The sequence below is a fragment of the Algoriphagus sp. TR-M9 genome (assembly GCF_027594545.1).
GTDB classification, from domain to species: Bacteria; Bacteroidota; Bacteroidia; order Cytophagales; family Cyclobacteriaceae; genus Algoriphagus; species Algoriphagus halophytocola.
In genome coordinates this window covers 1,409,843-1,422,046 of sequence record NZ_CP115160.1, presented here as the reverse complement: position 1 = coordinate 1,422,046, position 12,204 = coordinate 1,409,843, and the positions used below count along the sequence as shown (strand labels likewise).

Annotated in this window: 11 protein-coding genes; 9 read left to right on the top strand and 2 right to left on the bottom strand. The window is 42.9% G+C overall.

The features are described 5' to 3' along the window. Positions 1 to 60 precede the first annotated feature (60 nt). From PBT90_RS06290 to PBT90_RS06260, 7 genes are all read left to right on the top strand, one after another. Positions 61 to 1,278 carry a porin gene (locus PBT90_RS06290; protein ID WP_270132161.1) on the top strand — a complete coding sequence of 406 codons (1,218 nt, stop codon included), beginning with the start codon at positions 61 to 63 and terminating at the stop codon, positions 1,276 to 1,278. Further along, positions 1,278 to 2,483 carry a BamA/TamA family outer membrane protein gene (locus PBT90_RS06285; RefSeq protein ID WP_270132159.1) on the top strand — a complete coding sequence of 402 codons (1,206 nt, stop codon included), beginning with the start codon at positions 1,278 to 1,280 and terminating at the stop codon, positions 2,481 to 2,483. Before PBT90_RS06290 ends, PBT90_RS06285 begins: the two co-directional genes overlap by 1 nt. 128 nt (positions 2,484 to 2,611) lie before the next feature. After that, positions 2,612 to 3,088: a hypothetical protein gene (locus PBT90_RS06280; protein ID WP_270132157.1), complete on the top strand. Its 477-nt coding sequence runs from the start codon at positions 2,612 to 2,614 to the stop codon at positions 3,086 to 3,088. An 11-nt stretch (positions 3,089 to 3,099) separates the two neighbouring features. After that, the gene (locus PBT90_RS06275) at positions 3,100 to 3,747 is read left to right on the top strand and encodes a DUF4136 domain-containing protein (RefSeq protein WP_270132155.1); all 648 of its coding nucleotides are present in this window, start codon (positions 3,100 to 3,102) and stop codon (positions 3,745 to 3,747) included. 2 nt (positions 3,748 to 3,749) lie between these two features. Then, positions 3,750 to 4,343 carry a porin family protein gene (locus PBT90_RS06270; protein ID WP_270132152.1) on the top strand — a complete coding sequence of 198 codons (594 nt, stop codon included), beginning with the start codon at positions 3,750 to 3,752 and terminating at the stop codon, positions 4,341 to 4,343. A 173-nt stretch (positions 4,344 to 4,516) separates the two neighbouring features. Further along, positions 4,517 to 5,071 carry a DUF4136 domain-containing protein gene (locus PBT90_RS06265; protein ID WP_270132150.1) on the top strand — a complete coding sequence of 185 codons (555 nt, stop codon included), beginning with the start codon at positions 4,517 to 4,519 and terminating at the stop codon, positions 5,069 to 5,071. Positions 5,072 to 5,082: 11 nt separating this feature from the next. After that, positions 5,083 to 5,724 carry a hypothetical protein gene (locus PBT90_RS06260; protein WP_264809520.1) on the top strand — a complete coding sequence of 214 codons (642 nt, stop codon included), beginning with the start codon at positions 5,083 to 5,085 and terminating at the stop codon, positions 5,722 to 5,724. Positions 5,725 to 5,847: 123 nt separating this feature from the next. Here PBT90_RS06260 and PBT90_RS06255 read toward each other — a convergent pair whose 3' ends face one another. Continuing rightward, positions 5,848 to 8,382: a phosphoenolpyruvate carboxylase gene (locus tag PBT90_RS06255; protein ID WP_270132146.1), complete on the bottom strand. Its 2,535-nt coding sequence runs from the start codon at positions 8,380 to 8,382 to the stop codon at positions 5,848 to 5,850. A 296-nt stretch (positions 8,383 to 8,678) separates the two neighbouring features. Here PBT90_RS06255 and PBT90_RS06250 point away from each other — a divergent pair, with 296 nt between their 5' ends. Further along, entirely contained in the window at positions 8,679 to 9,818 is a 1,140-nt protein-coding gene (locus PBT90_RS06250) for a lactonase family protein (RefSeq protein WP_270132143.1), read from the top strand. Here the strand turns inward: PBT90_RS06250 and PBT90_RS06245 are convergent. After that, positions 9,815 to 10,897 (bottom strand): o-succinylbenzoate synthase, encoded by a 1,083-nt coding sequence (locus PBT90_RS06245; RefSeq protein WP_270132141.1) that lies wholly within the window; start codon positions 10,895 to 10,897, stop codon positions 9,815 to 9,817. The two genes, PBT90_RS06250 and PBT90_RS06245, sit on opposite strands and share 4 nt — an antisense overlap. A gap of 71 nt (positions 10,898 to 10,968) precedes the next feature. On the opposite strand from PBT90_RS06245, the gene PBT90_RS06240 reads away from it, so the two are divergent. Next, positions 10,969 to 12,192 (top strand): S-adenosylmethionine:tRNA ribosyltransferase-isomerase, encoded by a 1,224-nt coding sequence (locus PBT90_RS06240; RefSeq protein ID WP_270132139.1) that lies wholly within the window; start codon positions 10,969 to 10,971, stop codon positions 12,190 to 12,192. Positions 12,193 to 12,204 lie beyond the last annotated feature (12 nt).

Sequence of the window (12,204 nt, the reverse complement as noted above, 5' to 3'; positions counted from 1 at the left end):
TGCTTTTTGCGTTCTTTGCGGTTTGGAAAAAATTGAAGCTGTCAAAATAAAATACTCCTGGTGAAAAACCGAGTCTATAGTCAACCTCTTGCCCTGCTCATTCTGCTCCTAATAGGCTTACAGGCGTCCATCGCCCAAGAACTTGATACTGCCAAAGCAGAGAAAAAAGAAACCTTTTTGAATCACACCGGAAAAGGTTTTGTATTAAAATCTGAAGACGGAAATTATGAAATGCAAATAGCGGCTAGGCTACAGCTCCGCTTTGCAGTGCCTGACGATCAGGATCCGGTGACTTTTGCAGATTTTAGAAACCAAGACCAACGCGTTTTTAAAATCAACAGAGCCAGGTTAAAAGTAGGTGGACATGCCCACAAGCCCTGGGTTAAATATTACTTTGAATATGAACTCAGCCGAAGCCTACTCCTGGACTACAGGGTGATGATCGAAAAATGGCCTTGGCTGAATTTCAAAGCAGGACAGTGGAAAGTAGAGTTTACCCGTGAGCGATTTATCAGTAGTGGTAACCAGCAGCTGGTAGACAGGTCACTTTTGAACCGAAAATTCACTGTGGACAGACAGCAAGGTGTGGAAGTTTACGGTAACCTTGATGGTGGTGGAGTAGCTAATTTCAATTACTGGGCGGCAGTGCTTACCGGAATGGGACGAGGAGCCACCCAAAATGACGACAGCAACATGATGTACTTTGGGAGGTTCCAGTGGAATTTCCTAGGGAGAGAGGTCCCATTCTCAGGTGGAGACCTCAATATTTCTCCAAAACCTGCTGCGATAATAGCCATAGCAGGTGTGACCAACACCAGCCCTTACACCAGGTTTTCCACTTCGGGTGGCGGAAACCTTTCTGGTTTTGAAGGCACAAACGATGGACAATACACCGTAAAGCAGTATCAAATCGAAACCGCATTTATGTATAAGGGTTTTTCCTGGTCCAGTGAATTCCATAGAAAAAACATCTATGACAACTTTGACGAAATAGAAACAGACCTGGGCGGGTTTTACGCTACTGCTGGCTATCTTGCTCATCAATCTTTTGAATTCTGGCCCGAACCACTTGAAATCGCCATGCGCTATGCGGTAGTGAGCCCAGATCTTGACATTGACAGCAATAAGCAAAGAGAACTGGCTCTGGCATTTAACTGGTTTTTTGCAGGACATAAAAACAAGCTGACCACAGAATTGACCCGTTTTACCTTTGAAGACAAGGAACTTCCGCAGGACAATGAACTGAGGTTTAGGCTCCAACTTGACATTTCATTCTAATGAAAAGAATCTGCATCATTTTCTTATGGATCTCGACCAGCTTTCAGGCTTTGGCGCAGGATGCAGATACGGTAGAGTACCTACCCAATAGAATCAACAACTTTAGTATTCTCCCACTACCCGCAATAGCTTACAATCCGGCCAACGGCTGGATGTTTGGAGTGGCAGCGGCGAGTTCCTGGTATATGGGGGCACCATCGACCACCCATCAGTCAAATTTGGTGTTCAACTTCCTCTACACCACCAAAAAGCAGTGGATCATCAGCTCGAAAAGCAATGTATTCCTAGCCGATGATCAGTGGAACCTGATCGGAGATTGGCGTTATTTCATCACATCCCAGCCTACATTTGGTCTGGGCAGCAGCAGCCCGAATGAGCTGAGTATGGGATTGATTGGTTCAGACCCTGTTTTGGAGGGGGAGCAGCAGATGGACTTTAGCTTAATCAAATTCTATGAAACCATCCTCAGAAGGGTTGGCACTAGTAAGTTTTATATAGGTCTAGGATACCACTTGGATATTCACCAGAAAATCGAATCCTATACCGGTGAAACACTAGATTTTGAAGCCGATTTTAGTCACGATTTCTACAATGAGCAGTTTGGTTTCCCTACAGACAAATACACGCTTTCCGGAGTTTCGTTAAATGGGATCATGGAAAACCGGGATATCGCAGTCTCACCATACGAGCGGAATTACGCGATGATTTCCTATAAAATCAATCCAGAGTTTTTGGGATCAAATCAATCCTCTTCTACCCTACTTTTGGATTACAGACATTATTTCACCCTCAACCCAAGGAGAAAACGACACGTCCTCGCAGCTTGGGTCTACGGGAATTTCCTGATTTCCGGTGATCTCCCGTACATGAACTTGCCTGCATTGGGCTGGGATATGTTTGGTAGAACTGGCAGAGGATACGCGCAAGGACGTTTTCGTGGGGAACAGATGGCTTATACGGAATTAGAGTACAGATTCCCACTTCAGAAAAACAAGGATCTTTTCGGCGGAACGGTATTTGTCAATGCTGCTTCCTTTAGCAGCAAGCTGGATGGCGAAAAGCTAATGAATACCATCAACCCAGGCTACGGTCTGGGCTTACGGGTGATGATCAACAAGGAAAAGCGGACTACCATTACTGCAGATTATGGGTTCGGTCAGCAAGGTAATTCAGGTTTTTACCTGAATATTAATGAATCATTCTAACCCTTAGCTTCAGTAAAAACCGCAATACCAGTTATTATTTGGATTATCCTTACATTTTTTATGCTTAAATGACTTCTAACTACTAACTTTGGACAAATCAATCGATAGAACTTAAACTTTAATTTTTCATGAAAAAGCTATTCATTGCATTCGCCTCCCTATTTATTTTGACTGCTTCGGCCACATTTGCGCAAGAAACTGTAGATGATGAAATCACCTTGATCCAATCTGCCTTTGGCATGGACAAAAAGATGATAGTCGAAGGGTATATGGACCTTTCGGAAAGCTTAGCACCGGGATTTTGGACAATCTACCAAGCTTACGAGGAAGAACGCCAAATGATCTCCAGAGAGCGCATCAAAATCATCAATGATTTCTTAGAAGGTTACGATAACCTAGGTGAGGAAGCTGCCGATGAAATCGCTAAGCGTACCCTGGCCAATGACCTTGCTCTCGCAAAACTGCATAAGAGCTATTATAAAAAATTCAAAAAGGCTACTTCTGCTTATGATGCGGCGAAGTTTATGCAGATTGACACCTACATACACAATACTATCCGCAATGCCATGCAGCAGGAGATGCCATTCATCGGAGAAAACAACTAAACCAAACTTATATGTTTAAAAAGTTCCAGCAGGTGGCCCTAGGAATCTTGGGCTCCCTTGTACTAATTTCATGTGCGCCAGATGGTGCCGAATATGTAGACGAGCTTGACATCGTCTATACCAACTACGCTGTGGAGTACGATTTTGCAGGTAAAAGCACTTTCGCAGTTCCAGATCAAATAGTCCTCTTAAAGAATGAATTTGTAGATGGCGGAGATGATTTCGAACCGGATTTTGTGTCCCCAGCTTACACAGCTTCCATTTTGTCGAGTATCCGCGAAAACATGAGAAATGCAGGATATACGGAAGTCAATAAAGACTCTAATCCTGACCTGATTATTTTACCAACCGTAATTCAAACCAATCAGGTGTATTTCTATTATGACTGGTGGTACTGGAATTGGTTTTATCCGGGATGGGGCCCAGGATGGGGCTGGTATTATCCTGGATATTATCCTCCACAGGTCAGCAACGTACGTACCGGCACCCTTTTGATGCAAATGACTGACCCAAGTACTGTGGCGGAAACCAGCCAAATCCCTGTGGTTTGGACAGGAGTAGTTAACGGACTTTTGGAAGGCGACATCAATTCTATCAGCAATAGAATCGGCGAGACCATAGATCAAGCATTTTCTCAATCACCTTATATTTCCCGCTAATCATGAAAAAGTCAATCGTTTTAATTGCACTTCTAGCTATGATTTGTGCTGGAACTGCTCAAGCCCAGAATTCATTATTCTCAATTAACTATGCCGTAAGTATTCCTACCGGCAATACTTCAGATTATATAGACCAAGCATCCGGAAGAGGTATTAAACTCGAATACCAACGGTTCCTCAACAGGAATTTTGCAATCGGCGGGGAGCTTGGACACTATACGCTTTACAAAAAGGAAACCGGTAAGGTCTATACTGAAGGATCAGCTTCCCTTTCTGGTAATCAATACCGCTATCAGTATAGCTACCCTATCTTGGTCTCAGGTGCGTATTTCCCTACTACAGAAGGAGTACTGAAACCTTACGCAGGACTAGGAATTGGTACTATTGCGCATGACCGTAGAATCGACATGGGTATTTTCTCCTCTGAGGAAACACACTGGCAGTTTGCGCTGCGACCAGAATTGGGTCTATTGGTAAGACCGGCCCAATACATTGGATTCAAAGTAGGAGCAAAATATTACCAATCCTTTAGTGGAGATGGCCTCGATGGGCAGTCCAATGTAGGCATTGACTTTGGGATTGTTTTCATCAGATAATTTCTATCTTAAAGTCCTTAGACATCCGACAAGCAAACCACCTGCTTGTCGGATTTTTCATTTTCAGGCGTTAAAAAGTTTAAAAAATGTAATTTCATCCCCTACATTAAACTTTAGAAGTACAATAGCTCGTATACTTTATTAAATTTGGTTTTCATCACGAAATACTAATTATGAAAAAATTTAATTTCATTGCTCTGATTTTATTGACTGCCTGGATGAGCTCCTGTGTATCTTCAAATGTAACAGTGGAAGAGGGAGCAAATGGTGAATTTGATCTCCAAAATTACAGCTCGTATGAGTTTCTGGATGTAGAAGTAGAAAACTCACACAATGAAGACTTTAAGCTAGCTGTGGATTTTCTCAAAGATGAGATCAATAAGCAGCTGTCAGCCCAGGGCCTAGCTTACAAAGACGATGGTGCTGAGCTTCAGATCAACCTGGGTATAGTCGTAGAAGAAAAAGAGCAAACCCGTACTACCAACCTGGCTACTGACCCATTCATGTACACGGGGCAGCGCAGATACACCTGGCAAAGTGAAGAAATAGTGGTCAATAAGTACAAGGAAGGAAGTTTAACCATGCACTTGGTTGATTCTGAGTCCAATCAGGCCGTCTGGGTGGGCATGGTTTCCAAAATCATCCCTTCCAAAACAGAAAAAAAACAACAAGCCATTGCTGATGCAGTGAATGATATTTTTCAAGAAATCAACAAAACAAACAATTAAAATCAACAACAATGAAAAGACTTAGTTTCCTTGGGGCACTTGTTATACTCGCCCTTGTTTCTGCTTGCTCGCCAAGTACAAAAATCACCGGCTCATGGAAAGCCCCAGCAGCCAAAGAAGGTGGCTATAGCAACCTATTTGTGACTGCACTTACAGATAAATTAGTAGCCAGACAAACTATTGAAAACGATATAGATACGATCTTGGAAGAGGATGGAATCACCGCTAACAGCAGTTTTGAAATCATTCCTCCAGGCTTCAAAGCTACTCCTGAAAATAAGGAAGAGGTGATCAACCAAATTAAGGCGGCCGGACATGATGCCATTTTGACCATCGCACTACTTGATCAGACATCAGAAACCAGATATGTACCAGGTTCTACCATGTATTCTCCTATGATGTACGGAGGCTACTACGGCAGCTTCTATGGCTACTATTCTTACTACAATCCTGTCATGTACGATCCAGGGTATTATACTACGGACAAGAACTATTACATAGAAATGAACCTATACGATGCCCAGACAGAACAGTTGGTATGGTCTGCCCAGTCAGAAACCACCAACCCTTCTTCCCTGGAATCATTCTCTAAAACATTTGCGCAGTCTGTAGAATACCAGATGGTAAAAGACGGTTTGATTTCCAGCAAATAAATAATGTCAAATCAGATTTTTCTGCACTTCTAACTAGACTTTAGCTGAAAGGTAGATACCAGAAACTAATAAAGCCCGGCTGATTCATATCAGCCGGGCTTTTTCACTTCAAATCCGGAAGGCTTATGCGGCGTTTCTCGCTGCGTTGATTATCCCGAACATACTTCTCAGGATCAGCTTTTGAAGGATCTCATTGCTCTTTCCTGATTCTAAGCCTTGCTGTATCGCATACTGCTGTATGGTGATCAAAGGAAGAACAATACGCTCACGGATCTCGATTGATTTTTTAATCATAGGATTATCTCCCATCAGCTCATCCATTGAAGAAACTGCTTTGAGCTTATCGATAGACCTGAGGTACTCTTCGTACATGATTTCCCAGAACCCACCATAATTCTTATCCTCTTTCAAATAGGCAGTGGCCGGATAAAAACACTTCGTCAAGGACTGCATGGAATTACCCAGCAAAGCCCTGAAAAACAAGCTATTCTCATATAGTTTTTTCAATTCATCCAGCTTACCTCTCTTTTCTAAGGTCTCTACTGCCGCACCTACTCCATAGAAACCCGGGATGTTTTGCTTCATCTGCGCCCAAGAACCTACAAAAGGAATGGCCCGAAGATCTTCAAACTTCAATCCTCCCCCCTTACCTCTCTTCAGCGGTCTGGATCCTATATTAGTTTTACCAAAATATTTCAAGGGAGTCACATGCTCCAGGTAAGGAACAAACTTAGGATGACTTTTGAATTGCTTATAAACCTCATAGGCTTCTCCAGCTAGCTCTTCGATGAGTGCACGTTGGCTTTCATCCAGATTTTTGTCTGCATCTCCATACAAGTGATTTTCCAATCCTGCACTGAGCAATTGCTCCATGTTATAGGTACAAGAGGCCTGCTTGCCATAATTTGCCGAGATTGTCTGTCCTTGGATGGTAACCTGGATTTCGGAATTCTCCACTTTCTCACCTAAGGAAGCATAGAAATTATGCATATTTCCCCCACCTCTAGCAGGAGGTCCCCCTCTACCATCAAAGAAGACCACTTCTATGTCATTTTCTCTGGACACTCTGGTCAGTTCCTCTTTAGCTCTCAGGATAGACCAGTTAGCCTGCAAGTACCCTCCATCTTTAGTTCCGTCAGAGAAGCCTAGCATAATAGTCTGCTTATTGCCTCTGAAGGCCAGGTGCTTCTTATATTCTGGCAAATTGTAAAGGCTGGTCATAATCTCCGGAGCTTCTGCCAGATCATCTATGGTCTCAAACAAAGGCACTATGTCTAGCGGAAGATTTTCTTTCCCTTCGCCCAATGTAAGCTTTGCAAGCTGATAAACTTCCAGCAGATGCTTTCTGGATTGGCAGTTAGAAATGATGTAGCGGCTCAAAACTTCCTCACCACTCTCCTGCTGTATGGTATCTATGACGCCAAAAGACTCTAGAATTTCTTTATTGAAATCATCTTTAAAGTAGGATAGATCAGGAAGGCTTTCGATCGAAAGGATTTGCTTCAGTTGCTCATCTTCAGTATCTGGCTGCTCCAGCCCTTTGATCTGGAAGATTTCGTCCCAAAGCGCATCATGTTTACGGCTGTCCTGGCGCATGTCCATGCAGGCAAAGTGGAACCCGAATATTTTCACCTTTAAAATAAACTGATCCAATAGCTCTAGGAACAAGCCTTCATGATGGGTGATCAAAGCTTCTCTAGCTTCTAGTAGGTCGCCTAGTAGTTGATCTTTTGAGGTGTACACATTCTTGTTTTCAAAAAGTGTGGCGTAGATCCCTCTTTCCACTTTCAGCATGATTTCTTCCACATGCTTGAAGGTCAGTCGTTTTCTCAGACTTCTAATATCCCGATTGTAGCATCTCAACACCCATTTTTTCAAGCGTTCAGCTACTTGCTTGGTGATCTGATGAGTCACAAATGGATTTCCATCCCGATCACCTCCCGGCCAAAAGCCCACTTTCAGCAAGCCCGGGTTTTCCCAGTCGTGCAAAGGTATTTCCAAAGCTCCGAGTAGCCGGATCATTATGTCAGAAATGCTATGGTAGAATATATTTTCCAAATACCATATCAGGCTGATTGCCTCATCATATGGACTAGGTTTTTCTCTTTTAGTAAAGCCGGTCTTGCCCAGCTGCTGAAGGAGCAAGTTGATCTCTCCTAAATCATCTTTTCGGATAGCCCGTTCTAGGTCAGTGATTATTCCCAGTACATTGCCAGGATAAAACTGTGTAGGGTGAGCAGTGAGCGTAAGCCTCACGGAGAAGGTTTTTAATTTTTCAATCAAAGCCTCCCGCTTATTGTCATTATCCACTCTATTGATCAAGGCTTTCACCGAGCCTTTACCGTCCAGATCGTGTACCTTTTCGTACGCGGCATCTTCTACCGAGTCAAACAATACGACCTGCCTTTCTACATATTGAATCATTTGAAAAAGCAGATCGGATTTTTGCTTTTCGGTGGAAGCAGGCATCATTTCATCAAAAAACCCAGCTATAATTTCCTTAGGCGTCAGCCCTTTTTCAAATCCACGCTGGCAGGCCGAACTTAAAATAGGAAGTAAGGTACCAGTTCTGTAAATGTCATTGAAAGGGAGATCTAAAAATAAGCTGTTGTAAATAGTGAAGCGCTTGGCTACTTGGGTGTCATAGGTTGTGTACATTATTCATGTTCCTTTTTAATGGTTTAGCAAATTAGTAAAAATTCGAAAAAATTAAACGATTATTACCTTTTCTGTAAGAATCAATCTCATTTTCTTCCTTTTTTACAATTAAATATCTTTTTCTTCAATAAAACGATAAATATAGATTCTCATACATTTCTCTATCTTTCCTTTTTGAAACTTAAATATGAAACTCAGCATAAGCCTCAAAACGGTGTAAATCGACCAGTCCATGTCGATAATCTGGTTTCTCCTTTAAAATACAAGTTTTTGAGTCCACCTTACCCGAAATACCCATGAAAAAACTGTTTTCCTTTTTTTTATTTGCCTCCCTAATCTGGGGATGTTCTCCCAATAAACCTACTGAAGTGAAAGAACCTACCAAAACGTATTCATTCCTTGTTGGAACCTACACAGATGATCCCAACCAAGGGATCAATCAGCTTGACTTCACTCCTGTAACTAACAGCCTGGAAGTTCGGGTAATTTATCCCGGCATTCAAAATCCTTCTTATGTTTTAGCCAATGCAAGTGGAGATAAAGTTTTTGCTGTGGAAGAAATCCACTCGGAAACCGGCGGAAACATCTTAAGCCTCCAGCGCAGCAATCCTTCCGAAGCGCTAAAACAAATAACAACAATGCCAACTTTTGGCGATCACCCTTGCTACCTGGCTCTTTCTCCTGATGAGCGATTTATCACCGTTGCCAACTACTCAGGCGGAAGTGTAAGTGTCTATAAAATTGAGGAAAATGCGAAGCTCAGGCATCTCCAAACCGAACAGCACAGCGGAAAAAGCATAAACGAAGCCAGGCAGGAAGCCGCACATGTGCACAGTACAGTTTTCAGCTCAGATGGAAAATTCCTTTTGACGGCAGATTTGGGTTCAGATGAAATCACCATATATGATTTTGACCCGAATTCCCCTGAGCCCCTCACTATAAATAATACCTTTAAAACTCAGCCTGGTGACGGGCCGAGACACATGATTTTTACACCCGATGGTTCAGAGCTTTTGGTGGTCCAGGAATTAACAGCTGCATTAGAGATATTTGATTTTCAGTCTGGAAAACTGACCTCAAAGCAGCGTGTAGCCTTAATGGCGGACACCTATAAAGGAGAAGTAGGCGCAGCAGAAGTCAGAATATCGCCGGATGGTAACCATGTATATGCATCCAACCGTGGTGAAGCCAACAGTCTGACAGTCTATGAAAAAAGAGATGATGGTAAATACTGGGGTATTCAACTGGTCAGCTCTGGAGGAAGCATGCCCAGAAACTTTAACCTGACAGCTGACGGTAAATATCTACTTTCCGCCAATCAGGCAAGCAACGAGGTGGTGGTCTTTGAGCGTGATCCCGCCACTGGCAAACTTTCCGAAACAGACTTAAAGGTAGAAATTCATAAACCAGTTTACCTACACAGATTGGCGAGTTAAGCCGGATCCTCCCAATTTTGGGACAAATCATACCTCAAGTGTCCTTCAGTAATGGTCAGAGGAGATGCCAAATTATTATGATAAAGCTGCCCGGTCCCCAATCCCTGAGGAATAGCGGTATGATGGTTTGATGCCAACTGGGCTATGGCATTCAGTCCAATATTGCTTTCCAAGGCAGAAGTCATCCACCAGTCAATATTGCGGGATTCAGCCTCAGCGATCCATTGCTTGGTCTCGGCTATTCCCCCTAGCAAAGTCGGTTTGAGTATAATATACGGTGGCTGGATTTTGTCCAGCAAAGTAGCTTTATCTTGCACGCCTATCAGCTCTTCATCCAAGGCTATAGGGAGTGGGGATTCTTGACAAAGCTTTCTCATCAACTCTACTTGCCCGGCCCTAATGGGCTGCTCTATGCTATGAATCCCGAATTGCGCCAGTTGCTGAAGCTTGAAAAGTGCATTAGCTGGCAAAAAAGCACCATTTGCATCTACCCGAAGAATAATATCATCCTCAGAAAAGCGCGCTCTGATATAGCCAAGCAAGTCCAGTTCCTGCTGAAAATCAATAGCACCTATTTTCATTTTGATGCAGGAAAACCCTTGTGCCAATTTGGATTCAATTTGGGAAAGCATAAAACCCTTGTCTCCCATCCAGATCAAGCCATTGATAGCAATAGGAGTATTCTTTTGATAAAACTCATTTCCAAGTATGCATTTCTTTCCCCCATTCAATAAATCTAAAACTGCTGTTTCCACACCAAAACGTATGCTTGGTAGCTTAAAAGAAATACGCTCTCCTACCTGTTTGAGCAATTCCCCCTCTTCCATGTCCCATAACTCCCCGCTCATTTGCTCCAAAGTACTTTTCAAAACTGCTTCAAAATCAGGACGGTCATCCGGACTCAGCTTAACCAAAGGAGCCGCTTCTCCCCAACCTGAAACTTCAGGTTTGCCCGGGAAAAATGCTTTGATCCAAAAGACCTCTTTTTCCCTCAAAACCCCTCTTGAGGTACCTGCATCAAATTTAAACTTTAGGTTTCTCTTGATGTATTGGAAGTGGATCCTACTGTAGTCAGACATGTATAAATGAAGGATTTGATTCAGAAATGAAATGAGTTGGGCTATATTTGCAGGCTGAATCACATTAGATTATGCGCATCCCAGCTATAGATTTAAAGGCTTACGAATATACATTACCCGATGAGAAAATCGCCAAATTCCCACTTGAAAAGCGAGACTCATCTAAGCTTTTACATTATAAAGATGGCTTGATTTCGCATTTAAATTTTTCGGATATACCCGAGCTCTTGCCGGCGGAGAGTTTGCTGGTCTATAATGATACCAAGGTGATTCCTGCCCGTTTGATTTTTCAGCGGGAAACTGGCGCCAGGATAGAAGTTTTCCTCTTACAGCCCATTTCTCCCACTACGGTGATTCCAGAAATCATGCTTTCCAAAGAACCCGTAACCTGGGAAACCATGATAGGAAATGCAAAAAAATGGAAAGATGGTGAAGTTCTCAAAGGAGAAATTCCCTACCTAGGCGGAAAAATAGTCTTAAAGGCTACGCTGCTTGATCGGGAGAAAAAACAAGTTCAATTCTCCTGGGACCATTCCGAGGTCACTTTTGTGGATGTGGTGGAAGCCAGTGGTGAGGTGCCATTGCCTCCCTACCTGAACAGAAAGCCAGATCAAGAGGACAAAGACCGCTACCAGACCGTTTATTCTAAAAATGAAGGTGCTGTAGCCGCCCCTACTGCTGGCCTGCATTTCACCCAAGAAATCCTGGACCGACTTTCCCATAAAGGAGTTCAAAAAACCCAGGTCACACTACACGTGAGCGCAGGGACATTCCAACCCATTAAAGCGGGTTCGGTAACAGAACACCCCATGCATTCCGAGCAGGTGGTTTTGCACCTAAAAACTCTGGAGCAAATACTTCCAAAAATCGGAAATATAATTGCCGTGGGCACGACGTCAGTCCGGACATTAGAAAGTATTTACTGGTACGGCGTCAAGCTTCTAGAGGGTAAGGGAGAGGAAATGTCTATAGAAAAACTATTCCCATATGAAGAAAGGCAGTCCTTACCCACTGCAAAAGAATCATATGAAGCGGTGCTCCAACATATGAAGTCAAGCGGCAAAGAAACCTTGATCGGAGCTACGGAAATATTCATTTTCCCAGGGTATACTTTTAAAATAGTAGATGGCTTGATCACCAATTTTCATCAGCCAGGCTCCACCTTGATTCTGTTGATTGCATCGATTTTAGACGATGACTGGAAAAAAGTCTATACCGAAGCACTAGAAAACGAATACAGATTCCTAAGTTATGGAGATAGCAGTTTGCTTTGGATACCAAAAGATCAGGATTAATTAAGCCTTATT